The sequence below is a fragment of the Paraburkholderia elongata genome, assembly GCF_013177735.1.
Taxonomy (GTDB): Bacteria; Pseudomonadota; Gammaproteobacteria; order Burkholderiales; family Burkholderiaceae; genus Paraburkholderia; species Paraburkholderia elongata.
On the sequence record NZ_WOEZ01000221.1, the window covers coordinates 1 to 26,590 of the forward strand.

The window sequence follows — 26,590 nt, forward strand, 5'->3', positions numbered from 1 at the left end:
GTGCACAGCCGCAAGCGCTTGCGACCGCAACTCGGACAGGCGTTGCCCCAGGTCTGACGCCGTAGTCGGTTGAAAGTCCCATGCCATGTTCGCCTCCGTTGATGCCATACCATCGTACCGCACCCGCTCTGGGCGTGGTTCACGTAACAATCTCGACCGCCATACGGCCTAGGTGGATCGCCACTGTCAATGCCACGCCCGCAACAGGGCTGTGGCTGATCGCGCCTACCAGCAGACAGTGGTCGTGTTGTTCAGGTTGATGACCTCAACGCCCCTCAACGGGCCCCATTCCGCTGCACCTACGGTTTTTGTTGGAGAGTTCGCTCCTGGATCCTCGTAGAAGAAGCCGCCAGACTCCGGGGAGTTTATAGTCCGCGGACCACGGATTCATCGCGTCCCGACTGCCATATATTTGCTTTCGCCTCCCGTAACAGCTCACCGCTACAAGCCGCTTTCAAGTTACAACAATGCAACTAACTGTCAGCCACGAATTCATAACCCACAAACGTCAAAACCGAGTCTTTAAAGGGCCGGGGGTCTCCACAAGCGCGTACCTGAATCCGCAGTCTTTAGTGACAATCGCAGCTGGCTGCCACGCGTGTTCTGGTAAATTTGCAAGCGAGCGACAGCAACCCGAAAGTTCGCCGGTGAATTTACGAGGAATGGAATGGACGTTCTTGATTTCGCGCCAAGCGTCTCGGCCGACGGAAGCCGAATCGACTTCCGGTTGTCCGAACGGATTGGCATCGCCGAGTGCGCAATCACACGGGAGGCACTTGAAGTCCATTTCTGGCTGGTGCCGGGCGCCGATGGGAATCGCATGCTCAAGGCGTTCGAGAACGGTCGAAAGCGTATCTAAGCGGTCGCGGAAAGGAAGATGCGGGCGCGTGCCGGTCATACGGTGCGACTCACCAGCGATGACTTTGTCACCGGGCATTAGGCCGGCGTTGCTTGGGTACAGGCAAATCGAATTCTCATAGTTCAATAGTTGCTAATTCCTTTTATGCAAAATCCCCAAATCGCACGATAGTGACCACTCCTTGGTGCCGGCGCGGCGTTCGGGGCAAGTGAATCTGCAGGTCGGGGCGGCGATAGCGCACGTTATTGCGGCAACCAGGTATCGCAAAAGCGACGGCGGACAGCACGGATCGGCTGGTGGTTGTCGAACTCGAAGTCGTATCGTTCTTTGCATTTCCTTGAGGCCCCGACCGACGCAGCAAGAGGGCCGCTTTCGGTAAAGCAGCCGCCTCACGACGAGCTAGCAATGGCCGACGCCCGCCGACCGCGTCGACGCCTCTAACAACTCGTTGTTCTTTGCAAGCAGTCTCTTGGCGCGACATCGTCGCCGACCGACTGAAGTAGCGCAGGTTCAGTCTCTCAACGCTGCTGTAGACGGCGAGCTATTTCGGCGGCTACGAAAACAGTTTTCGATGTCCGCATTGATCTGATCGATCAGATTACCGTAATACGCAACAGGATCCCGGTCAACGCGAGAGCACTTGCTTGTTAACAAGCGCAAGGTTACTGAGGCCGCGACCATGTTTATCTAGTAGAAGTGTGTTGCACACGGCGCCCAAAACCGGCGGTAGCCTATCCTGCCATCCCTTGTTTTCGGTGCATTTTTTGTGGCCCAGAGTGAACGCCGTGCGTAGAGGTTTCTGCCTTCGCGTAAACGTCCGATCGAGCCTCGGAGAACCACGTGCGTTGTCCTTGCTAAGACGATGCGACGTAGGGTTGGCATCGAAGTCAACGCATTGCGTAAAGCGATGTCTTAAGGGATGCGTAACCGCTACGCCATGAACTGCTGACCAGTGGCGAACCGGATGTGTGGAATGTGCGTACTTTGTCGTGTTTGGCACGCGTGAAAAGTGCGAATGGTTCGCAGAGCAGATGCGCTGAGCGGTGCGTTTCGCGGGCCGTATAAAAAAGCGAAGTCTAGTGCCCGGGCTGTCAACGTATTGCGCAGAGCAGACGGGGACCTGCGTGAATTGAGGTGCAGGCGATGCGCTAACGTGTGAGCGTGGATCTCTCGTTTAAGCGTGAAGCACTGTGAGTAATTCCGGCATAGAGGGTTGAAATCCGCACGCGCACACGTGACGAGAGGGAAGCCAGAATCCTGCGTCAAGGTGATGGTTTCGGGAGTGAACGGCGGCGCCACCCGGGCGTTGCTTGACGCGTTGGTGTAGCGTGTCGCGCGCATACCACATGCGCAAAAGAAGTGAGTTGTTCTCCTGCTTTCCCTTCAACGCCGGTGTGTTCCTGCACGAGCAAGTCGTGCGGAAAAGCCGTGTTGACGCGTGCCCAAGAGATGCGCACGATGATGTCACAGCGATGCATAGCCGATGTTCAGGAGGGTAACGATGCCTATTGCGAAGGTCTATACGAAGTCGCAATGGGAGGCGTTTGGTCGCGCACTCGATGCGCTGCCAGAGAAGCCGGATACCGAACGTGGCGTGACGGTGCGCGATGCGATGAAGGACATACGTGTGCGCGTGAGGAGTGCGCAAGAGAAGGGCTATACGCTGGAACAGATCGCGGAGCAGGCTCGACAGCAGGGTCTTGATATCACGGCTGGGACGATTCGATACGCACTGCGCTCGACCGGAAAAGGCAGTGGTGCAGGCAGTGTCGTACGACCCACACCGGGCGCACGTGCGACTGGTGCCGAGAAGGCGTCTACGATCCAAACGCGTGTGCACGATGCGACGTCTCAGACAAAGCATGTTCGCAAGGATGGGGGAAAGACGGAAGCCAGACCGCAATCCGGGCCGGTGCAAGGCGCACTCGGGTTTACGATCCGGCCCGACACCGACGATCTGTAGAGGAGTCGAGATGGATACGACAGTCAATCCCATCTATCTTGTGGGCGGTGGCAAGGGCGGCGTTGGCAAGAGCCTTGTTGCGCTCGCGCTGGTCGATCATCTGCAGCGGCGCGGCGTCAAGCCTGTGCTGGTTGAGAACGACACGTCAAACCCTGACGTGATGAAGGCCGTGCAGGGCGAGATTGATTGCGCAGCGTTCGATCTGGACGAGGCGGACGGGTGGATCAATTTCGTGAACTACTGCGACGAGCATCGCGACGCGGTTGTGGTGGTCAGCACGGCAGCCCGCAATCAGCATGGCGTCGCCCGCTACGGCGCGACGCTGGCCAGCACGCTGGGCGAGCTTGGCAGGCGGCTCGTCGTGTTCTGGGTGATCAACCGGCAGCGCGACAGTCTGGAACTGCTGCGCCAGTTCGGTGAAACCTTCCCGGACGCGATGACGCACGTTGTGCGCAATGGCCACTACGGCACACCGGACAGGTTCGTGCTGTATCAGGACTCGAAAATCCGCAAGAGTGTCGAGGCGAAGGGCCAGTCGCTCGACTTTCCGGAACTTGCGGATCGTGTGGCGGACGATCTTCGCAGTCAGCGCCTGTCGGTGCACAAGGCGGCGGAGTCGCTGCCCATCGGGCAACGCGCGGAACTGCTGCGCTGGCGGGCGCTCTATGACGCGATGTTCGCGGGGGTGACGGGCAATGCCTGAGCGGCGGGCGGGGCGCGGACGTCCTGTTGATCCACTCGCTCGGCTCTTTTACGACGTGACCGGGGAGAAGCCGGATGACGCGAGCCTGCTGCGCATGCGTCGTGTCTCGACCGCTATGAACCTGCGCGACAACGATGCGCTGTGGTCTGTGCTGGCTGTGCTCGAATACTATGCGCGGCTTTACGAGGCGATGCCGGAACGCATCCAGCAGGCAGGCAAGGGCAATCTGGACGCGATACGGGAGGAAGCACGTGAGGCGACGGATACGCTGATGGCCCAGCACCGCGACGCGCTTGCGCGCTGCAAGGCGACCATCGAACTCGCGGAACGCATGGCCGTTGAACACGAGGCGAGGTATCGCGCGACGCTCGCGGCGCTGAATGAGCACGCGTTGGTTGCGCAGGCGGAGCGCACTGCTGACCGGATTGCGCGCATAGCGGGAAACCGGGTGGTTGGCGCGGTAGCTGAAGCGGCTCGCGAGCACCGGCAGCGGCTCGACGCGGCGGCAGCTCTTTTTGAACGGGAGATGAGCGAGGCGGCGGCGCGCGCTGCGAAGGTTGACCAGATAGCGGCGCGACGGATAGCGAAGGCATTCCGCGCACTGGTGGCCGGAGCGCTGATCGTAATTCTGCTCGCGACGGCAGCGGGTGGGCTGGCGGGTCGCTATTCCGGTCATCATATGGTGCGGGCAGACGGTTTGCCGTCAGCCCGCACAGGTCATGTGCCGTTGGTGTCGCCTTTCATGAGCGCGAGAGCGTCATGAAGCGTGCGCGAGGCCAGCAGCGGTCGGGAAGGGCCACGGCGGCTGCATGCCGACTGCGACGGGAGACACGGGCACATCGCGAGCCGTGTTGTTGATGCCACTGTGATCGCTCCCAGGCTCGGCGGCACCGTCGTCATCCTCCTGTGCGTCGTCGGGACCGTTGCCGGTCTCCGGGCCGTGTTCGTCCGCCCGGGCGTCTCCGTCTTCGTCGTCGTGCGCTTCCCATGACGGCGTGACCGGGATTTCCGTATCGGTGAGGATTTCCGGGAGCCATGCGACCTTCGCCAGACGTAGTTCGGCTGCGGCAGCGGCGTCTGCCTTCTTCATCTTTCCGAGGTCGGCGGCAACCTTTGGCGAAACGGCTGCGGACACGACTTCCCCGATGCGCGCCTTGCTGACATGATCGAAATACGTGGCACGCGTCGGTGTCCAGTACCGGGTCATGTCCAGGTTCAGCACGTCCGCAAGCGCGCTGATCGCCTGCGGCTTTTCCTCGCCCGCGATGCCGTCTAGTAGGGTGCCCGTGCAGAAGGCAAGCAGATCGAGCAGTGTTGATCCCGGATCCTGCTTTGCGAGCCACGGCAGCAGGTCGGCGTGTTTCGCGGGCAACTCGGCGGTCCATCGGGCGCGTTGTGCTTCGACGGTGTTCCACGCAGCACTGGTGGGCAGGTCGTCCGCCGCGCGTAGCAGGCTGTCATGATTGTTGTCGCCCGATAGCGCCAGATAGTCGCGCGCGGACGTGTAGCCGTAATGCTCGGGCAGCGCCCGCGGAACGAGATGCCGCAACAGCGCGGCGAGCGCGACGGCGGGTTGCGCGACCATTTCGGCGTGGATGGCGGCGGTGCGGTGCGCGGTGAGCCGCTGGCAGAGTTTTGCGCTGTGGACCGGTTTGATCTTCGGTACAGGACCATCTGCCGGGTCCGCAGCTTTCGCCTGCGGCGTGCCGGTGACTGTCGCACCCGCCGCGTCCAGCGCCACACTGTTCTCGCGCCGCACGAGACCGCGCTCGATGAGCAGTTTTCCCTGCGGATCGATGATCACGAACGCGCCCGCCTCGGCCATCTGCTGTGTATCCCACACCAGGGAGCGGCTTTCGAACGCGACAATCGCGGCGCCGACCCGTCCGATTTCGGCATCAAGGCGGTCAGCTTCCTCATAGGCATTTTCATCGTCCTCGGACAGTTCCTCCAGCTTCCCGGCGAGGTCGTCCTGCTGTGCGGTGAGTGCATCCATCTCGCGCTGCTCGTCGTCCGTAAAGGGGCGCTGGATGGGGCGCAGCTTGCCGTAGCGGTTAAGCTCCAGCATGTCGCGCTCGACACGGGTTTCTGTCCAGCCCCAACCCTCGGCGCGCACTTCTTCTGCAGCCGCGTCGAGCTTCTGCGCGACGAGACGCTGCAGCAGTTCGGCATCGGCAATGTAGCCCGCATTCCCGTCGTCACTGAAGAGGTCACGGCGTACGTACCCGCCTGCGGCTTCGTAGGTGTCGAGGCCGATAAAGCGCACAAGGCGGCTGCGGCTCGCGTCGATTTCGGCCCGCGTGATGGCCTGTCGCAGATAGTTTGGCTGGCGCTGCCACTCATTTGCATCGAACCAGATGTGTTCCTGCGTTTCGTGGTTGTCCGCGAGGGCGAGTGCGGCAAGCTGGTCGAGCGTGATCGCATCCTCTCGCAGCAGGGTCAACAGTTTTGGGGATACGTTGGCGAGCTTCATGCGCCGTTTGACCGTGAGCGGCGAGGCGGAAAAGAGCGCGGCGATGTAATCGACGCTCCGTCCTTCTTCGGCCAGCATCCGGTATGCGCGCAGCACGTCGAAAGGATCGAGTCCTTCACGCTCGGTATTTTCGATTAGGGAAATGGCGAGGGCTTCGCCTTCACTGACGATCCGCACGGGGACCGGGTAATCGGCGCCGATGTCTTTCTGTTCGAACAGGAGGTCGAGTGCGGCCTCGCGGCGCTGCCCGGCGCACACGCCATATTTTCGCTGCCTGCCGCGCGATCCCTTTATCTCGTGGACGACGAGGTTTTGCAGCAGACCCTTGGCCCGGATATTGGAGGCGAGGCCGGGAATGCCCGACAGGGGTTTCGTGCGCGCATTGAGTGGCGAAGGCCGCAGGGTGGAATACGGCACGGTCACGATGGGCTGCTCGTTGCCGAAGTGGGATTCGAGCACGGTAGCCGGTTCGGCGGTGTCTGCCGGGGTGGTTTCGGATTGGGCTTGCATGACTGACTCCAGAATGTAGAAAGATAAGTTCCGGGTCGGGCAGTATCGGATTTCATCAGGACTCGACCCGGAGAGGAGTCCTGACAGAAAGGGAGAAGTAGTGGCTTTCCTGCACCTGTCGTGGCTACGCCTTCATCTGGCGCATGGCGTCCGCGAGCATCCAGAGCGCGCGATTGAGCTTCACGTTCTGGTCGATGCCGGTGATAGGCCGGGTGGACGTTGAGCGACCCGTGCGTGAGCGTCCATGCAGCCCGCCCTTGGTGAGGTTTTCCTGGACACGGTTGAAGACGGTCCATAGGTCGTCGCGGCGATCCTCGAAGCGGCGCGGGGCGAGTAACTGACTGTCGGTGACCGGGGCCGGTGTCTCTGCGTCGGTCGGGTCGTAGCGCAGCGCAAGTGCGGAGCGGGCGAATGCGTGCTGCTCGTCGCGGTCGAGTGTGACGGCGCGCATGCCTTCCTTCTGCTCGCGGATCAGGTCGAAGCCGTCGAGCACGTCGAATGCGCCGTTGATCACGTTCTGGACGATGTTGCCCTTGTGCGGGACGCGAATATCGGCGACGTTATCGCCCGCCACCATGCCGTTCTGGCAGACGAAGCGCAGCATGCCCGCGAGCATCTGGTAACTGCTGGTGCCATCGTGCGAGTTCAACAGCACGATTTCGTTGGCTTCCTCGCCGGTTATTTGCTCAGCGTGACGAAGCCGAAGCATGTGTTTCGTGTACTCGCGACGGTCGTCGTGCCGTACGCGCGTCTGACAGACCATGAAGGGCTGGAAACCCTCGTTGCGCAGGCCGCGCAGAACGTCGATCGTTGGAATGTAGGTGTAGCGTTCGGAGCGGCTTTCGTGCTTGCCGTCGGCGAAGATGGACGGGGCAACGCGGCGAATCTGGTCGTCCGACAGGGGCGAGTCGGCGCGAAGCATCGGGGAGCCGTAACGGAAAGAGGAAGCGAGTTGCATGGCAATCTCCACAGTCAAGGTTGAGGACCTGAATCGGGCGACGGGATGTGACTTGCCGTTGCGGCTGGACACCTCCCGGTGGAACTCGGGGTTGGCTTTGCTGCCGCCAGGTTCCCGGGTTCCCGCCCGTGCGACTGGAGGAGCCGATAGCGGGTGGGCGTCAAGGAGAAAGGCGAGGGAGGGGTGCGGGCAACACGGTCCCTCGCCCCTTGATGCCCACCCGCTATCGGCTACGGTCGCGGGTCAAGGGCGGGAACCTGGGAGTCGGGTGCATGCCATGCCACGGGTTGACCGGGCAGGGGCACAACTGAAAGGCTGGAAGATGATCGGGGTTGACTGCTGCGCCAGGTATTGATGTCTGACAGGGGCGAGACGCGGGGGCGCGGCTCGACGCGCAGCGCGAAAGCCCGGTTCCGATGCGTTAGCGTCGGGAGGCGACCGGCCTTTGCGGATGGTTATCGTTCCGCTGCTATCATATTTTTAACTACCTCCGGTCACACTTGGTTCTTTGGACTGTCTGATGGACTCGTGATCGACGGTGGCCGAAAAGGAAACAGCGCGCACTACGAGACAATCCTATGCATGCCGCTGCAGTGCGAAGGCATGTTGCAGGACCATGCTGGCAGGTGAATCGTTGTGACGTCGGTGACCATAAACTGATCATCGACTCCTAGACACGTTGAGTGACGACGTCTGCGTCGCTGTAGGGCGATTCGCGTGCCAGTCTTCCAGTTCCGACTCACGTCACCTGGTTGCACGTTCTCTCTCGGACGTGGGAGCTCTCCGCGGCTGATCATTGCGCAAATGGTCGCGCGGCGGAGGCCGATTTTTTTCACGACGTCTTGCATGCGCATTTTTTGATCCATGGCGCATATCCTCCAGCTTCCTTATCGGCATTGAATATCCCCACGTCGCTCCAGCCTGCAATGGATCGACGTCGGATGAAAATGAGATGCCGTGAGGCAGCGTGAGCGCGTGTGCTAGAAGCTTGGGCGAGGGTGACTGTGTTGTTACTCCCGGTTACAATAATCTTCGTTTCAGGACGTGCGACGTTGCGTATAGCGATCCGTATTCAAAGTCGCGCCTCCGGCCAATGAATGTGGGATGTGCAACTGCTGTCATGTTTGCAACGGGGCGTGGACAAATCGGGGAGTATTGTGACGACGGATGCGTTTGAACCCACCTGGCTTGGGCCGTTCTCAGGATCGGTGCATTCGGTAGCGCCTGCTGAGGTGGCTCTCGAAAAACTGTTGGCGGCTGGTGCGCCAGCGTTAGCAGAGCCGCTTGTTGCTCAAAGAGTTGCCACCGTTGGTCAGAAGGGAATCGTGCTCAGCGAGGGCGAGGACGAATCGTCTCTGGCGCGGTGGGGTACGCATTTTTCTTCTGCTGTCGCTGCTCTACAGGCATTACCTGACTCCATGGTGGATCCAAAACGGCGACGGGAAAGAAGAAAATACCAGGAGCTGCTTCTTATCGAGCAATCACGCTGGCCGGATTTGGCATCGGTGCGCAGTACTGCGTTTATTCTTTGCGCAGATCACAAACCTCCCGAATACGGCTTGCCCAAGCAGCTATATAGCCGTCAGACGCCTGACTCGCTGCTATCTTGGGAGAGCTTTGGGCCGCTGCTTGACCAGTTCATCTCTGCCGTCAGTCCTACTGGGGCTCCGACTTGGGAAGCAGCGGGTTCAATGTTGCGGCAGGCGCTGACGACGATTGTCTTTGAGACGTTCAAGAATACGCACGATCACGCCCGATCGGAAGTGACCGGTGCTGACGTTCAGACGTCGGTAAGAGGCCTTTACTGCCGTTTCTATTCCATCCATGAGGTTGAATCTGCCTTGGCCGCTCTGCGGCTCCCGACCGCAACCCCAGCGGAGCGGTATCTTGCGTCTTTTGTCCAGCGCGAACCAAAGCCGGGTGTGCGTTTTTCCCCGCGCCCCGCCATTGAGGGATTTCTGGAGATCAGCGTAATCGATTCAGGTCCGGGGATGGCTGCGAGATGGATCGGGAAGCGGAAGGATCTTGATGACGGACGGTCGCAGCTTGAGGCCGTACTTAGCTGTTTTCAGAAAGGCCGTACGACTACAGGGTCGAACGGCCGTGGCTTTGGTCTGTGGAAGGTCTTGATGAGCCTCGAACAACTTCGGGGGTTCATCAGTGTCCGTACCAACGCGATACACGCCTATCGACAATTCGGTTTCGCTTTTGACCTCGCGTCAACAGAAACGACTGATGGAGCGCGCGTGCCCAAGGAGCAGCTACTGGACTGGAAGCGAGGATTGTCCACAGTTCCGAGCAACTATCCGGAGGTGAAGGGCACGGTGGTGTCGTTCCTAATCCCGATGGGGGGCGCATGAACGCCCTGTCAATCCATTTTTATAGCAAGGACGTCGCCGGCCGGCAGGAGCAAGTGCTCAGTATCTTCGTCGCAAATCATAACGTGACCCTACAGGAGTTCGATGAGGTCGTCGTCAACGCAATAACAGGCGCCACCGTTACTGTCGATACTATTCACATCGTTGGGTATCAGGAGGACGTGCATCGCGTCCGGCAATGGGTACGCGAAGATGGGAGTGTTCTGTGTGGACGCTTGGAAAATCTCGTCGGCTTGATCGAAACCGGTGTGCGGTTCATCCTGTTCGACGAGACGCAGGGACGGCACGTTGATGAAGATGTCGATGGACGTCGACGTGAAGCGAGCGAAGTTCTCCAAGTGGAGCAGCAGGCGGTCCTGCTCGCAGCGTTCAAGGCCGGTGGTGGCGAGCAGCGAGCGCCCACAGGCACCCACTATGTAAAGACCTCTGATAGTCATGCAGAGCGTTTCCTGCGGGTATCAAACGTCCTCGAGGACGGAGCGAACGTTTGTCTGCTGGCGTACTGGCTCGCTGGGTACCTGTGGAACGCCCCCATACGATATGTCGTGGTCGACACATCTGGCATTTATTCTGTCGCGCAAAAGATGGTTTACGAAGCGGCTGTTCGGGGTGGGTTAGCTGGGCAACCATTGGTCTGGTCGCACCGATCTCATGACGGTGTTGATGAAATTGCGGAACATCATGCGCGCGAGGCCCTGTTTCTGATTTCAGCGTCAACATCGGGTGGGTTAGCACAGCGTCTCATCAAGCAGGGGGCGTTGCCCGATCGCCTCGTAACCTTGTTCTATCTATCCGACGCGAATTCCGAATCAGGGCGTGTGTTGTGCAACCTTCGTGGCACAAATGGACAGGGGCTTGAAGCTATCAGGAATTACCGGGAAGCGGACTGCCCGTGCTGCCAGAAACACTATCACCGTATACAGATACAGGGGGACCAGTTTGCTATCGCTCCACCGAACGTCTCGTCGGTGGAGATCAAGGCGACGGACCTGCCCGGAGAGCTGAAGCCGACACTGTCAGCTCTACTCGGGCTGCGGGTGTTTTGCGCTTTCCGTCGGCAAGAGGGCGATCGTGTAGCTTCGATAGCCGCAAATGTTAGTTCTATCCTGAGTGGACCCCTTACCGAAAAAAATCGGGGCTTTCTCACGCAAAAACGCGAGGAGTGGGCATCGCTGGTGCGGCGGTCATCCTCGGTGTCGTCAAGACACATCGTGGCATGTTCTTATCCGCAGTCCACGGAGATTGCAGAAGCTATCGCACAAACGATGCGTCCTTTACTCAGGGACGGCGACCGACTACGGGTATTGTCGGTCGCCGAATTGCGCTCAGCGGTACCTGAGGCGGGTACGTCGACGGTTGTGGTGTCGGCGTGCATCGACGAGGGAAAGGAGTTGCTGGCGGTGTCACGCACGCTTAGAGACGTTCAGGAAAGCGGCTCGACAACTTACCTGGCTGCTTTGCATATGATGTGTCCGAAGACAGAAGCGGACCGGCTGCGGTCTAACTTGACATTCGGTCAACACGGGCCAACCACGTTCTCGATGCACTGTTTGATCAGCCTGCCTGTCAACTGCTATGAGGAGGAAGCGAGCTGGGCGAAGGAGCTTCAGGAACTGCTCCGGATCCAGTCGTTTGCAGACAGGAATGAATTGATGGTCCCTGCAAATATGGAGGCGCGAATCTCGCGGTTGCAGGCGGCACCAGGCACAGGGTTGATTGACGATCTCTTCTGGCCTGCCGCCGGCGGCGAGCACCTTGCGCTGAGGTCCGACTTTTCGCTCCTGACTGATGCTCGTCATCCTCCAGCCGCCACGCAGGCGGACCTGTACGTCGTCGTGAGTCTTCTGCTCTCGCAATTGCGGATGAGTTCTAATGCGGGGCGTCGTTTGTCCTATAACGCTTATGAACGCTCGATTATTTCGCCGGACAACTTTGACCGGTTCAATGACGGGGTGCTGCAAGCTTGCCTGCTACGCGCGGCTCGCCCGAAGGAATTGAGCTATGGAGCATGTGACGCCGCGTTGAGTGAACGGATGCTCAGCGTGCTTCTACACTCGGTCCCGGGGGAGCAGATTAGTGAGCGATCCGAATCGCTTATGGAGTTCCTGGTTGCCTTGGCGACAGGACGTCTGACTCTGCATAACGCGCATCTTCTTGAGTTTTGCCATCGAATAATTGGTGCCGCTGCGGCTGAAGAGAGTGCAGTGTTGATCGCGCAATATCTCATCTGGCGTGAGACCCCCGAAAGCACGCTGGCGGTGCGTCCCACCCTGGCTCTATCGTCGAGCGAGGCCGTGACGCCGGATGGCTTGCGGGACGGGCAGGAGGTCGATCAACAAAGCGCTGTGCAACTTGATATGCTGATGACGCAGACTGCTGGCAGTGATCAGTCGACAAGTACGCGCGATGCTTGACTCGATTAGTTTCAGGGCGTATCGGCGGACTATGTGGAGGTCATTGGTGTTGTTGGATTCTCGAATCTTACGTTGGAACAGCGGCTTTTCGTCCTCGTGCGTCCCCGCAAGTCTATGCGGGCGCGAAATCTGGCAGCTCCACTGCCCGGTGTTTCTGGCTGCTGTTGCGGAGTGACATGATTAACGATTTCTCCGCGGGGCCGCGTCTAACTGATGACCCGACTGGTGACCCAAAGCGGCAGGCGATTGCCTCGCTTCGTGGCTATGCGTATCAGCTATATGCCAGCGCGCTGGCCTGGGTTGATCTTCGGCAAGGGCGGCAGTTGTACCTCGAGGTGGCGGAGGACTATGCGACACTCGCCAATCAGGTGCTTCGGGGCGTCCAGGTCAAGGACACTGCGCCGAGCGGCGCGATCACCATCAATACAGAAGACGTTCGGCAGGCAATTGATGCTTTTGTGGATCTTTGCGAAAGAAACCCCAATGTCGCTGTGACGCTCAGGTATCTGACCACGTCCGAGATAGGCACGGAACGAAGTCTTGACGACCGGATTGCTGGCGAAAGCGTGCTTGCGTACTGGGCCAGAGCAGCAGTGAGCGCCGAGGTTGCTCCCTTGCGTGCGGCTCTATTGAGAGCCGATCTTTCCTCCCGTGTGAGGACCTTCATTGAAGCGCGCAGCGATGAAGAACTGCGCGAACATCTTCTGAAGCGGATTCAGTGGGACTGCGGACGCCCGGAACTCGGGGCGATCAAGGCTGACCTTGACGCGTTGCTTGTTGAGTTTGGCTCAGAGCGGTTCCAGCTTGCACCGAGTGAATGTTTTGCACTTCCATCGGCGGTTCTGACAAAGATTTTCGATACGGTAGTCGGTCCGGTGCCGCGCCGGCTGATTGGAGCAGACCTGCTGAATTTGTGCGAGCAACACACAAGGATGTCTGTCTCCAAGGTGGCATTCAACAACGTGATTCAACGGTTGTCGGAACAGCCGGCAGGCACTTTCTTTTCAGGCATGCCGACGCAGAATCTGCTGGAGGCGGAGGCCGATCTGTCGCTTCCAACTGGCCTGGCCTTGCGCGAAGATCTCGTTAGCTTCGCGAGCGGCAAACTCCTGAACGAGCGGATCCTGTTCTTCACCGGTGGTACAGGGGTAGGAAAGACCATCGTAGCAAGGCTCGTCGCCCGGTCAACGGGCAAACCATGGTATGTCCTTGACGTTCGTGACACTACTACGAATGAATGTGCCCGTCGCTTGCAAAGTGCGCTCGGACAGATATCGGATACGCTTCCAGGCGGCCTGATACTCGACGACCTGAACGACGTGGAGAATCACGCAACCGCCCAGGCACTGTTGAGGTTGATTCGCAGCCTGCGTCGGCAGGGCGTCTTTTGCCTGGTCACAACATACCGGACGCCTCCAGTGGAGCTGCTTGACCAGTTGGGCGCAGGCCCGGAAGCGGTTATTCCGGTACCGCACCTGGACGAGAGCGAAGTGGGTAACCTTGTAAAAGCCGCGGGCGGCGATCAGGACGTCTGGAAGAGGCCCGTCTACATGTACGGCGGGATGGGACACCCACAACTTGTTCGGGCGTTGCTCGCCGGACTTCGGGCGCGCGGTTGGCCGAGAACCGAGCTCGCTACCCTTTCATCAGCGGCGGGTTCGAATCCAGATGTTGAGGCCGCCCGAAGCACTGTGCGACGACGCTTGACCGAGGTACTTCAGGACGAACCTAGAAGATTGCTTTACCGCGTAAGCCTGCTCATTGGGCGTTTTTCGCGCTCGCTCGCAGTGCATGTGGCCACAATAGCCCCCCAGCTTGATGTGCCCGGAGAGCGATTGGACATCCTCGTTGGCCCGTGGATTGACGCTTTGAGCAACGGGCAACTCCGTAACTCGCCTCTCGTCGCCAACGTCGGACGTGACACACTAGCCCCCGACGAGCAAGTGTCCGTCCGTCGCGTAGCCGTTCAACAGCTGACATCCGGTAACGGTCTCGATGTCAGGCAAGCGGACGCGGTGTTCGTGTATGCGCTCGAGGGCAGGCTGCAGTCGGAGCTGCTGAAGTTTTCAATGGCGGTGATCGCCATTAGAGAGAGGGAATGCAGACGACTTGCTGCCTGGCTGCCGGGCTTGAGAGGAATGTCGACCGACTTCGAGGTGTTTCCCGACAGTCCCATATTGTCCGTGGTGCTCAGGTTGGCGCAACTGCTTCTCGTCGCCCAAACAAACGATGCACGCGGTGTACGAAGTGTCTGGCAGGCGCTTGAGCGGCTGCTTCAGCAAACCAGACAGCGTCCATTCGATACGAAGCTCGAGTACATCGCGCTATTCAAGGTACTCATTTCGACGTCGCTCGCGGGTGTTTTGCCTAACTGGTTTGGCGCGCTCAGACGTCTTGATGAGCTCACAGAATCCTCTCGCGAGTTGAGGTTGATTGTCGACAACGCAGAGTCATCGGCGCCGCAACAAAACGGCCGGAAGGTGTCCCTGATTGGAAGCCTGTTCATCTTGCATGCGACGAATGCGCAGACAGTCAATGACCAGGTCCAACTGTTTAATGCACTTGATCTGCTTGACCGGCCATATCGGGAGCGATATCTAGGAGAAGCATCTCAGATGCCAAGCGATTACGCGCTGTTGGTTAACGCGTCGTGGATTTCTGAAGCGAAGAGCGAGTCGCTTGACTGGTCTGGCGCAGCGGCATCATACGCAGTCATGGCCTCTCAAGCCGGTCGGTGGGGCTACCCCCAGTTGGCGTTGCGTTGCTATGTCGCTCAGGCAATCATGCTAGACGACTATGGGGCGCAGGAGCAGGCCGCACTCGACGTGCTAGCCCGGGCCGAGCAGGAAACTGGTACGGATCCTGTGATATCGAGGGCTCGGGCCAAGATTCATTTCCGGCACCGACGTCACGAAGATGCTCTTGCGTCCTTTGCTGAGGAGGCAGTCGGGTTCGCACAAGGTGATCCCGTCGAACGTGCATATCTCTGTCGTGAGATGGGGATCAGCGCTGCAGAGACCGGAGACTGGACTTCCGCAACAGTGTGGTTCGGCCGCTCATGCGTAGCCGCTTCCAAGGCACTGAGTAAAACGATGCGTCCAATGGAAATTGGTTTGCATGCAGACGAGGCGCTCGCGGCATATCGTGCTGGGGAAACAGCGCGCGCTGTTTCGATGTATGCGGAAGTCCTTGAACTGCTAGGAACTCTGGACGGGGATGCTTCGACAAAGGCGGAATATTGCAAGCGAGTAGTGCGCCATGGCTTATTGTGGATGTTTGGTCAGACTACCGGGCATACACTGGAAGTCGATGGCACGCCGCCCGTGATGGTCCCGGGAATGTGTAGCAACCCCGAACCTCCGGAGTCGATACGCAACCTTCCGTGTGCGAGCATGGATGTGGCGTGGCACCTGCAGGCTGTTATAGAGGGACGACATCTTGGCGTGGCGACGGCCGACGCGAATCTCGTTCAACGCCTGAACGGAAAGGCTGTGCCATCGCTGGAAATAACCACACGTCACGAACTCGTGGCGTGTGCGCTAGCTCGTATGGACATCGACGGCTTCATGGGGCAGTTTCACCCATGGACCGCTTCTCTGGCCTATCTGGTAGAGCATTCTGAAGAGTTGCGCAAAGGCGACGTCATTCACCCGGCATATGGCACAATTCCGCCCGCCGGGGTGACACAGCTCGACGCGCCGCCAATCCAGCGCCAAATCGAGGATGCAATCCTCACGTTCGGGATGTTTGCGGCAATGAACCGGCGGCGCGATGCGTTGGCGGAGTTGAGCAGGTTGTTGGTGGGGACGTCCGGTGCTGATGCGGGTAGAGAACTCATTGCCATTATGCTGAACGATGGCGGGACTGTCGAACACGTTCGCATATTTGTGTGCCGTGCGGTTCATACGGTTATCACGCAGGATGCGCTGACACCTGATCAGCTATTTGGCGTCACGCTGCGGTTTGTTCAGGCCGTCCGGCAGTCATCGTTTTCAGTTGTCGTTTTGCGAGCGTTCGTGCCGTGGGCGCGCGCTGCGTGGCACAGGGCTATCGAAAACCGATTTTCCATTCGGAGTCCGAAAATTACGATACCTTCGATAGAGGCCGCTTTGGCTGTCGATCGCCTTGAGCTTGCGACTGTTGCGGAGATACTGCTTGCGGCAGAAGGGGCTGTCTCGGTGCGTATGGCTCCAGAGCTTCGCGAGATGCTTCGATTGCTCGCTAACGGCGCCTGTCTGGATGCCGCTCCGGCCGTATCACCGAAAGAGAATTTACCTTAAGTTTCAACAAGGACCGTTGCCGAAACTGTGTAGTTCAAGGCGCTTCGAAGAAGGCCCGGGTGTTTTGTGAAGACGTGACACTCGTGCAATCCGTATTTCGCAGTTTCCCAGAGCAATTCGGCTTTTTTGCCTGATCGCATGCGTACCGTTTAGGAAGCGCGTTCGGGGCGGATGAGAAAAAGAAATGACAACGATTGACTTCATTCGGGCGACCTTCGGTTTGATAGCCGCCACCATCGGATTTCTATTTGCAGTGGCGAAAGTGGCGGAAGACGCTGTACAACCTGGTATTGGAAAGCGATTTGCCGCAGAGTTCAGAAAATTGGCTGCGACGCCGTCTGTTTCCAAAGCCTACGTGCTTGCATCGCTGTCGTCAGAAGCAGTGTTCGGCTCGCGTATGCTGTCATTGCGCGCTGTGTCCGTGTCTGTCGCGATCAGTATTGGGTGGATTGTGACGATTCTGGTGATCAGTTGGCTGATGTATGGACACCGCCTGTGGCTCTTCGATGGGACGTTTCCCCCGTTTGTGGTCAAACGATTCTGGGGTTTCGCAGTTTTGGGAGTATTGGCGGACTTTGTTTCGACGGTAGTCACGAGAAAATTGCTGCTTGTATCGGTCTCCGCCGGCGCACTCACGAAGTGGTTTGTCGTAGCAGGGAACGCGCTTCTCGTCACGGCGAATTTCTACCTGATATTCAGTGTGACGAAATGGATCGTGGTTGGTTCCGGATTCGAGAATATTGTTGATTCCGTCAGAAACTGGATGTTCAATTTTTCCGGGCTGGATCTGCTAAACCGGCTCGTTCACGATGCGACGCTTGTTCCAGATGGACCGGGCCAGTTCAGGATCGAGAACGGTGAAACAGAGGTGTCTAGGTGCGTCGGTGCAATTCGCCTCATCGGACGGTTCGCGGTTTGGGTTCGACGCTCGCCGAAAAAAACCAGGACGTGAGCGGGTTGCGGCGTTTCATGCCGCGAGCGCCAACGGGGTAGCTGGAGAAAATTGGAATTCAACATGCGTTTTTCGGCATCAGCGATGCGCGCGAACGCATAAAAGACGCGGTGACCCGACTACAACGGCGTTGGCCTTACAGAGCGCCCTGATCTCTTCGCGCCGGATCGATTTCGGGAGTTGCATCGAGGCGATAGTGCCGTGAACTTGAGCGCTCTTCCACTGTTGAGCGAGGGGGCGCCGCGTCGTACCAGGAGTGAACATGGCGTACGTGGTGGCTTTGCTCGCAACTCGATGGGGAAGCGAACTGGGCGGGTTGAATGTGTTCAACACCGGGCTGGCGAAAGGGCTGACGCAGGCGCTTCCCAAGGGAAGCATGACGATCTGCTTCGTGAATCAGATGCCGGCCGATGCAAACGCTGATCCGGTTGAACTTGTTGCACACGATACGTTCTCGGCAACGGTCCTGGCGGGCGATATCGTCGCCCGCTGCGAGGCTCTGGAGTCAGGAACTCTGCAAGGCGTGCTGGTAGTGGGACACGACGTCATCACCGGGCAGGCGGCGATCGATTGTGCCCACGCGCTTCGTGCGTCCCTACCTGACGGTACGGACGTCAAGTCAGGGGTCGTTGGTCACATGGACTACTCGGCCTACGCCTTCATGAAGAACCTGACCTCAGCAGAGGTAGCACGGCGCTCGGCCCAGCAGCGGGAAATCCTTGCGGCTGCCGATTGCGCGTTTGCGGTGGGGCCACTTTTACAGCGCAACCTTGCTTCAGCGCGCAGCGCCACGCGTCGACCGAGATCGCCGGTGAGGCAACTGTTGCCGGGAGTGGACAAGGTCAAGGTGCAGAGTTATGACCCCCGCGCGGATCTGCAGCTCTTTATTTCAGGTCGCCTCAATCGCGAGGACGATCCGATCAAGAATTCGGTACTGGCCGTCCATGCGCTGGCGGAGGCATACGCGCGAGGCCGGCAAGATGGTCTTGCGCCGTGGGTTATGCGCGGGCAGCTCTACGCTTGGGGCGTCGATCCGGTTAAAGACCGCGACACGATCGAGCAATTGAAAGCAATTGGCGGCCATGACGCAGCGTTTATGCTTCATGCGGAGCCATTTTCCAATGACCAGATCGCTCTGCGCAATCGTCTGGCGAAGTGTCACGTAGCGCTAATGCCCTCCTGGCACGAAGGGTTCGGCCTGAGCGGGTGGGATGCGCTGTGCGCTGGGGTCCCGCTGGTATGTTCGCGCCAATCCGGTCTCGCCATGCTGATCGACGATCTAAAGCAGCAGTTTCCGGAAGTGCCGTTCTCGAGTGTTGAATATGTCAACGTCGGAGGCAGTTCGGCCGCAGGCGCGCCCCATCCGGAAGACATGAGGAATTTCGCCGATATCCTGCTCGGCATGATTGTTGACCTCAAAGCACGCAAGCAGGCTGCGATTGGTTTGGCTAGTCTGCTTAAACGCGAGTTCAGCTGGAAGCGTTGTGCTCTGGATATGCTTCAGGGGACAGGCTGGTATTTTCCGGGATCGGTACATTGGTCCGTCCGGCAGGAAAGCGCACGACAGGAGTCCGAATCCCATCATGTACTTGAGCGCATTCTTGACGATCTGGGCGGACTCGACCTCGAGGACGACTGGGGCGACTTGACGACAGCGTTTAACAGTCTGAGTGACGCAGGCAAGGAAGCGGATCTTCGGAACAGATCCGAACTGCTTGAAAATCTCCGCACGATTGGCAATGCGATAGCCGAACGGATGGCAGTGGAGGGGGCGACGGGAGAAACAGCTCGGGACTCAGGCCGCATGGATGTATGCTGGCGCTTCATGGCGGCATGCGCGAACATATGCCAGAGTTTTGGAGATTTCTCCCAGTCGTTTCCGCAGGCTATGCTGACGCTGATTTGGAGCGACACATTCCTCACCAAAGAGCTGTTTTACTATGCTTCTACCTTTGCGGTGGAATTCGCGAACGAGGCTAGCGAGATCGCGCCGCAGTTCTTCGCGCCTGTTCAGCTTGCGGGTGAGACCGGGTTGGCGACTCGACTCGCACGTCTTTCCAGCCGACACTACGAACTCACCCAACTTGTTCCTGACCTCGCTGGCAACCCTGTATTTGTGAAGGAACTCGCGCGATGCACACGGGTAACGCAAAACGCACATGATATTGCTCCGGAGTTTGCTGACGATCCAGGACTCGCTTCTACAGCGTTAGCGTTAATGACCTTGCAGCCGAAACCCGGCAGGCAGGTGGCCGACCAGGCCGTTGGTTTTTTCCGTCATTACTACCCCGATGCCGGCGCGATAAAGGGCCACTGGCGGGGAGACAAGCGCGTGTACGCGGCGCTTGCCACCGTGAGCCTGCCGACGCATGTCGTGCTCGACGTCTTGCGCTGCATGTCCATAGATGAAGATGAGAGCATCCGCTGGGCCGCACTCCACCTGGCGTTCTCACAGACAATGCGGCGCCGACTGGAAGCTGCTGTAGCCTCGGGAAACCTTGTCCTCGGTGCCACCCTGAATGAGGAACTGGGCGCTATTGTCGATTTAGCTGTGGCTGCTGATGGCGGGCATCCGTGGCTGCACCGCGAATTCCTGAATCATTATCTGGAGGAGCGGTCCCGGCCTGTCACCGCAGATATGCCACAACTGCTGGGGGTGCTCGATTTTCCCGTAGCCAGATGGTTGATCGGCCCAGTCGTTGGTGCAGAAGCGCCCGCACTGCGCGGGAGGGCGCATCCGGAGGTTGCGGTTACGAGGACGGACGCTATGCAGGTGGTAAAACGTATCCTGCTCGTGTTGCCGCCCATAGAAATTAGCGATAACGCGGAGGGCGCGTCGAGAACGAGTACGCCTGCGCTGGGTCTGGGTCTGTTGGCTTCCCATCTTGTGGCGCAAGGCCACGATGTGCAAGTGGCAGACTGCCACCGATTTCCGGAGCTGCGAACCGAGGTGCTGCGCCTGGCGCGAACCTTCGACCTGATTGGGTTTAATACGGTGTTCTCGACGATCAGATCTACGATGGCGATGCTCGTCGATATTCGTAATCGGACTCAGAGCACGACGCTGGTTGTCGGCGGCCCGGCGGCCAAACTCAACGCCTGGCAATTTTCTACGGTGCACATGGAGGATGCGCTGACAAGCTGGGATTTTGCGGTTGCGACTGACGCGGTCGAAAATCTGTCCGCGCTGGTGGCAAGTCTCAAAAATCCGGGCCCATGGCCTGCCGCGCAGGACATTCTCGCCAACCCGCAAAGCTGGAACGTTGTGGGTCGTGGTGTTGATCCATCGGCTGGGGTGTCGCCTGTCCGGCTATCGCCGCATCCGTCCGCGTTGACGCCGTTTCCCGCATGGTTGCATGTCGTACTGGACCGCCGGGTCTATCGTAATGGGACCAATCAGTATGAACCGGCACGAACAAGATCCAGGTCGCAGAAATTTCATGAAGCTCATGTGGTCATGTCGCAGGGGTGCAACTGGAATTGCGTCTTCTGCACTGAGCGGCGGGACAAAAGTGGAGGGGAGCAACGCCGCGAAGTGGCGCATGTGCTCAGGGAGATTCGCCAGCTTCTCTCACAACATCGCGACCTCAGGATTCAGTTTGTTGACGACAACCTGCTACCTCAGATCGCTTCAAGCGCGACTGACAGGGGGCGAAATATGCAGGGTTTGCGTGGGCCAACGATTTTCTCGATGGTATGGCTGAGATCAAAGCCGCTGCCGGTGATGCATTTGGATGGCGGGGGATTTTCCGCTTCGAGGACTTTGTCGCGTATGAGAGCTGGTTCGGAGGCGGAGACTTCATCGCCCGTCTGCAAAGATCAGGCTGTCGGATGCTCGCGTTCGGAGTGGAACACGGTAGCGAAGAGCAGCGTCGAAAAAGCAAGGCCGCGAGTGGTCTTGTCGCTAACGATGATATTTCAGGGCTGTTCCGGCGACTGCAGGCTGCGGACATTCTTACAAAGGCTTATTTCATGCTCGGAGGCCAGTGGGAGAGTCGGGAAAGCGCCCAGCAGACGATCGACTTTGCCATCCAGAGCGGCGCAACACTGGCGTATTTTGCGCTTTACAAGGACTTCTCCAAGGCCGCTTCCGTTCTGAGTAAAGTTCAGCACGTCGACGACGCTAGAGCTGACGGTTTTATCCGCTATGACCAGCTGGCGCTCAAGTGGGATCAGGTCTTCCAAGTCGCACAACACTACAACGTCGCTCTGAAGGACCACGCCGACCTGGCAAGTGGCCCCATCTCGGGTGCTGAAATGGACTGCTATCGCAGGCTGTCCGCGTTAGGTTTCCAGTTCGCTGACCTGGTGAAGTACAACGACTATCACCAGGCGCAAGCGGACGGCGGCAGCCTCCTGCGTGATGTAACGTGGGATTCGCCGTCCGAGTATTTCAGGACTGTCGAGCAGGCCTATCGGCAGTTCTATTTGCGGCCCGCCTTCGTTGAATCATACGGTGCATTGCTGGCGCACGGCTATTGAACTGTTGCGCAATGCGAATGTCAGCCGGTCGTGGTGCTACCGGCACCTTATCGTAGATAGGTGCCCATTAGCGGAGGGATGGTGTGCGTTGCGGGCCAGAATTGAGGTGCATGGATTCCAGGACGGCGTTCTGTGCGTCGAGGTGAAAAAGCGAAGGGTACCGGGAGTGGAAGAGGATGATTGCGACACAGGTCGTGATGCGTAACAGCGACGAAACGTTCTTGCGGTTTTTAGCCCTGATTGGCCGTGAGACATGGAAGCGCGAAATCGATTCAATAGACAAAAGTCAGCAGCAGTACCCGTTTGTCGGAGCATATCGGCGCGATCAATATCAATTGATACATGAGCTCGAACGATATGCGGAAATCCACGCATCTAATGGAGCGGTCTTAGAGCGTGACATCGTCGCGCGCAAGCTGGACTATGCCGTGGACTTCATGACACGCACATTGTCTCTTGTCGATATGTGTGACAGCGATTCACAAAAGAACTTCGTCGCTCGGGTCAAAGGCGCATTGAGGGATCTTCGGGCCTTGAGGGGGCTGGAACTGGAAATGAATACAGCATCGCACTATACGAATTTGGGATATAGGGTTCGCTGGTGCGAGCTGGATGACTATACACCGGAGACCTCAACGTACGATCTACTGGTGGAAGACACTCAGATAGGAGGACTGGAGATCGAATGCAAATCGTTCATGGAGGATACGGGACAAGAGATCGGTCGCGAGTCAGCAAGAGAGGTTTGGGGTGCTCTCGTCAAGGCCATGCCGCAAGTTCTCGAAAACCTGTCAGTGGGGCTTGGGGTTTCTATCTCCGTGCGAGGGCACTTTGAAAGCGTCCTGAAGTCGGCGACTCAACGGGCGATGCTGGCGAAGCGGATGCTGCCCGACTTGTCTCGGGTTGCAGGCGCAGAAGATATCGCATCGACGATCTCTACCGAATATCTCGATGGTGTGACTGTGCGCATTCAGCAGTTCGATCCGCTTCATCTGGCTGATCTCGATCTTCGAAACCGCACATTTGGTGCCCGGCAGAGATCGCGCAGGATCTTCGGTCAAGTAACCAATACAACCTGGTTGGACGGGACCACGTTTTTTTGTGAACCCTCACGGCGGGGCGGAGGAGCAGTCATTGCGGCGCTGCGAAGCGAGGAGAAAGATCAGTTCGTGGAAAAAGTTACCCGGACAGCGAAGGAGGCGGCGAAGAGGCAGCTTACTGGGCAGCGGCCCGGACTCCTGGTTCTAGGCCTGCCAGTTTCCAGCGACGAACTGGCTCAATCCAGCCGCTTGCGGCTTGATGCGATCGCTAAAAGAGTGTTTGCCAGCGAAGGTTGCCAGCACGTGACAGGTGTCTGGTTTGTAGCGCAAAGCCGTCCGCTGAGCCAGGGCTTTCGCTCAAGACAGATGGGTTCGACGATCTATCGCTGTATGCGGGAAGATTTTGTGGGCTGAAAACAGCCAGGATCGCCATGGTGGCAGCGATCAGCGTCCAAGGCGATGTGCGCTTATATCTACTTGCCGTCCGGCGGGCCTGTGGGGGCGTTTTTCCGTGCTTTCGAAGGCGCCGGCCGTGCTCACCGATTTCTTGGCTGTTGATGTCCACGCTGAACTGACACCTAAGGCAAATCAACAATGGTGCTGTTCAATTATTTGCCGGGGACTTCCCCGCCGCGAGCCTTCTAACAATCGCTATCGTCGGATTGGTCGGCTCCCAGATCACCAAACAACAACGGGAAATCGCGCTTAAGCTTGGCGCTGAGTTCATGGCTGGGGAAACGCACTATCGCCGAGGTCCAAACCTCTACGGCCGTTACGGCATCACCGCTGTTCCAGTGAGTACCACCAAGGTCGAACATCGCCACGGCATGGTCTGGGTCGAGTGTAAGTGTCCTCTCGTAGGCGTCGATCGCCTCTGACCACCTGCTAAGGTTGGCATACGCTGCGGCCAACTGAAACCAGCTCATGGCATCCGGCTGAACGGTCTGGGCCTGCTCCTGCAGAAGCGGTACGCTCTCATCAAATCGATTCAACTCGTTGAGGGCGATTGCGAGGCAATAGCCGTACTCACCCCCCGCCAGTTTATAGGCCTTGCGAAAACACCGCTCCGCCTCCGCCCAGTCCTCGTCATCCTGTGCCCAGTGGCCCAGACGATCCCAGGCCAGCGCGGCGTTGTACGCGTCGACGTGGGCGATATGCCGATCAAACTCCTCGCGGAACTCGCTGTAGGACTTCGTGACATTATCCCCTTGGCCACGCAGATAAAACGTTGTCATGAGAAGTTCCCATCTCGCAGCTGGATCCTCGGGGTTCGCTTTCACATAGCGCTGCCAGAAGGGCAGCGCTTGGCGAGCGTTGTCCACATTTGCGCGACCGAAGCCAGCGACCAGACGGCGACACCAAGGCCAAACCCAACGGAGGCGTTCAGCCTGAGCCACCAGGCCATTGATTTCTCGAAACGCTGCACGACCGCCCGGACGGTCAGTTGAAACTCCCCCACTTATGGTCGCGCAAATTCCCCCACCCTGTGCAGCAGGACTAAGGATTTTGTTTAGCTGTTTTTCGTTTTTCGCGCAAGCGTTTCAGCGGCTTCCTTAAGGCGATAGCTGCGGCCATCGAATTCAAGCAGATGGCAGTGGTGCATAAGCCGGTCGAGGATCGTGGTACTCATCGTGTTGTCGCCCAGGTATGCGCCCCAATCCTGCACAACACGGTTGGACGTGACGAGAACGCTGCGATGCAGCTTGTAGCGTTGATGGATCAGGGTTTGCAGCAGCGCGCCGGCGGCGTCGGGGATCGTACGCGACAGGAACAGATCATCCAGCACGAGCAGATCGCTCTCGAAGATGGCCCGCAGCCGGGCTTCGCGCTGGGCAGTGGGGCTGAGGGCATAACGGTTAAAGAAGTCGTCGGCCTCAAGATACTGGACCTTGTGGCCTTGCAGGACGGCCTGGTAGGCGACGGCCTTTGCAATGTGCGATTTGCCGGTGCCCGGTTTGCCGATGATCAGCCCGTTCTCGCCGGCGGCGATGAACTTCAGCGTGTGCAGCTGGAAGCAGGTCTGGCGAGGCACTTTGGGATTGAAGCCCCAGTCGAATTCGGCGAGCGTGAGTTTCTCTTCGAGGCCGGAGAGCTTGTAGCGGCGTTCGATGAGCCGGGACTGGCGGCGATCCAGTTCGTCCTGCAGGATCAGTGCGAAGGTTTCAAGGAATGGCTGCTGGGAGCCCTGGGCCTGCAGCACGCGCGTTTCAAGTGTGTCGCGCACGCCGGACAGGCGAAGCTGTCCGAGAGCCCGTTCGATTTCCGGTAATGTCATGGTCATGGCTGTGTTTCTCCAGTTGGAGGTTGAGATTCGGCGCCGTGCTGCGCACCGAGGGTAAAGAGTTCGCCGTATTCGGCGGCAGGACGGATCAGCGGGTGATCCTGCGTGAGAGGCAGCTCGAGCTGCGGTGCCTGATCGAGACGCTCAAGTGCCTGTTCGAACAGCCGCTCGACGATCGCGCGCACCTGCTTGTAGCGGTAGACGTGATGACGTAACGCGTGATCACAGGCCTGTTCGACGAGCCGGGCGGGATACTTCTTCGCCAGACCGACGATGCCCCACATGGCGCGGTGGCCGACGCGACCTTCGCTGTCGAACATGTGCTGGCACAGCGCCTTTGTTTGTGGCCCGATGTCGCCGGCGCTCGCAAGCAGGAAGGCGCTCTGGCGGGACGGATTGAATGGGCGTTCGTCTTCAGGCAGTTCGAGTGAACCGGCCTGCAGGGCGCGAGGATGCGTGCGCAGCAACGCCTGCGTCCGGCGATCGCGGATCTCGACGGTGGAATCGTAGATGCGCACTGAAACGAGACTGCCGATCGGTGCAGGTCGTGCCGCATAGTTGCTGCGATCGATGTTGACAGTGGTGTCGTCCCAGACGGTACGCACGACCTCTGTGAAGTAGCGGAAGCCGGTGGTCGGCAACGGCCGCAGATGCGGCCTCTCCTCCTGGAACATGGCCTCGACCTGTCGCCGGGTGCTGCCATGGATGCGTTTGGCCGCCCAGTTTGCCTCCCAGTGCATCAGGAATTCGTTCTGGGCTTCGAGCGACTCGAAACGGCGGCCGGCAAGTGCGGTGCCCTGCGTGTGTTGAATCGCGTTCTCGACGGTCCCCTTTCGATTCGGGTCGCGCACACGTGCTGGATCGGCGACGACACCGTAATGCTCGAGCATCGCCTCATAGAGCCGGTTGATCTCGGGTTCGTACAGGTCAGGCGTGATGACGCCTTCCCGGAGGTTGTCCAGGACGACGTAGCTGACAGCGCCACCGAAGTAGCGGAAGGCTTCTTCGTGAAGCTGGGCCCAGACCTGCTTGCTGGACTTCCAGACCACGTGCCGGAAACTGCGCCGCGAGTACCGCAGGGTCATCACGAACAACCGCGGGCGCCGGTAGCGGCCGGTCTTCGGATCGCGGGTCAGTGCGCCTTCGCCATAGTCGACCTGAGCTTCCTCGCCTAATCCGAAGGAATCCATAATGGGAAGGAGCTTGGCAAGTCGTTGGATCTGCGGGCTCTGACGGCGACACTGCTTCTCATTATGGGCAGATGTGCAATCCTCCTCTTCCGTACTCCCCGAGGAGG

At 58.9% G+C, this 26,590-nt stretch carries 15 protein-coding genes; 10 read left to right on the forward strand and 5 right to left on the reverse strand.

Features of this window, described 5'->3' with window-relative positions:
• The first annotated feature begins 667 nt into the window (after positions 1 to 667).
• The 4 genes from GNZ13_RS39220 (at position 668) to GNZ13_RS39235 (ending at position 4,288) form a co-directional block, all read left to right on the forward strand.
• Positions 668 to 859, forward strand: coding sequence for a DUF1488 family protein (locus GNZ13_RS39220; protein WP_328807362.1), 192 nt, complete (start codon positions 668 to 670; stop codon positions 857 to 859).
• 1,501 nt (positions 860 to 2,360) lie between these two features.
• Entirely contained in the window at positions 2,361 to 2,822 is a 462-nt protein-coding gene (locus GNZ13_RS39225; protein ID WP_172175260.1) for a hypothetical protein, read from the forward strand.
• A gap of 10 nt (positions 2,823 to 2,832) precedes the next feature.
• A complete protein-coding gene (locus GNZ13_RS39230; protein WP_172175263.1) occupies positions 2,833 to 3,525 on the forward strand; it encodes a nucleotide-binding protein in 693 nt (230 codons plus the stop codon).
• Entirely contained in the window at positions 3,518 to 4,288 is a 771-nt protein-coding gene (locus GNZ13_RS39235; RefSeq protein WP_172175266.1) for a hypothetical protein, read from the forward strand. Before GNZ13_RS39230 ends, GNZ13_RS39235 begins: the two co-directional genes overlap by 8 nt.
• Here the strand turns inward: GNZ13_RS39235 and GNZ13_RS39240 are convergent.
• Positions 4,283 to 6,508, reverse strand: coding sequence for a ParB/RepB/Spo0J family partition protein (locus GNZ13_RS39240; RefSeq protein WP_172175269.1), 2,226 nt, complete (start codon positions 6,506 to 6,508; stop codon positions 4,283 to 4,285). The two genes, GNZ13_RS39235 and GNZ13_RS39240, sit on opposite strands and share 6 nt — an antisense overlap.
• A gap of 124 nt (positions 6,509 to 6,632) precedes the next feature.
• Positions 6,633 to 7,466, reverse strand: a complete 834-nt coding sequence (locus tag GNZ13_RS39245; RefSeq protein ID WP_172175272.1) for a DUF932 domain-containing protein — start codon at positions 7,464 to 7,466, stop codon at positions 6,633 to 6,635.
• Positions 7,467 to 8,572: 1,106 nt separating this feature from the next.
• On the opposite strand from GNZ13_RS39245, the gene GNZ13_RS39255 reads away from it, so the two are divergent.
• From GNZ13_RS39255 to GNZ13_RS39280, 6 genes are all read left to right on the forward strand, one after another.
• Complete coding sequence (locus tag GNZ13_RS39255) at positions 8,573 to 9,826, forward strand: hypothetical protein (RefSeq protein ID WP_216675209.1); 1,254 nt, start codon at positions 8,573 to 8,575, stop codon at positions 9,824 to 9,826.
• On the forward strand, positions 9,823 to 12,258 hold the full coding sequence (locus tag GNZ13_RS39260; RefSeq protein ID WP_172175278.1) for a hypothetical protein: 2,436 nt from the start codon (positions 9,823 to 9,825) through the stop codon (positions 12,256 to 12,258). Before GNZ13_RS39255 ends, GNZ13_RS39260 begins: the two co-directional genes overlap by 4 nt.
• Before the next feature lie 176 nt (positions 12,259 to 12,434).
• Entirely contained in the window at positions 12,435 to 16,538 is a 4,104-nt protein-coding gene (locus GNZ13_RS39265; protein WP_172175281.1) for an AAA family ATPase, read from the forward strand.
• Between the two features lie 184 nt (positions 16,539 to 16,722).
• Positions 16,723 to 17,490 carry a hypothetical protein gene (locus GNZ13_RS39270; RefSeq protein ID WP_172175284.1) on the forward strand — a complete coding sequence of 256 codons (768 nt, stop codon included), beginning with the start codon at positions 16,723 to 16,725 and terminating at the stop codon, positions 17,488 to 17,490.
• A gap of 262 nt (positions 17,491 to 17,752) precedes the next feature.
• Positions 17,753 to 21,589, forward strand: a complete 3,837-nt coding sequence (locus GNZ13_RS39275) for a radical SAM protein (RefSeq protein ID WP_172175287.1) — start codon at positions 17,753 to 17,755, stop codon at positions 21,587 to 21,589.
• Positions 21,590 to 22,148: 559 nt separating this feature from the next.
• Positions 22,149 to 23,426: a hypothetical protein gene (locus tag GNZ13_RS39280; protein WP_172175291.1), complete on the forward strand. Its 1,278-nt coding sequence runs from the start codon at positions 22,149 to 22,151 to the stop codon at positions 23,424 to 23,426.
• Positions 23,427 to 23,653: 227 nt separating this feature from the next.
• On the opposite strand, the gene GNZ13_RS39285 is transcribed toward GNZ13_RS39280, so the two are convergent.
• The 3 genes from GNZ13_RS39285 to istA form a co-directional block, all read right to left on the reverse strand.
• A complete protein-coding gene (locus tag GNZ13_RS39285) occupies positions 23,654 to 24,247 on the reverse strand; it encodes a tetratricopeptide repeat protein (protein ID WP_236002388.1) in 594 nt (197 codons plus the stop codon).
• 275 nt (positions 24,248 to 24,522) lie between these two features.
• On the reverse strand, positions 24,523 to 25,293 hold the full coding sequence (istB, locus tag GNZ13_RS39290; protein WP_172175294.1) for an IS21-like element helper ATPase IstB: 771 nt from the start codon (positions 25,291 to 25,293) through the stop codon (positions 24,523 to 24,525).
• Positions 25,290 to 26,590 (reverse strand): IS21 family transposase (gene istA, locus GNZ13_RS39295; RefSeq protein ID WP_236002389.1); only part of this gene is annotated, 1,301 nt, incomplete at its 5' end. The genes istB and istA, both read right to left, overlap by 4 nt.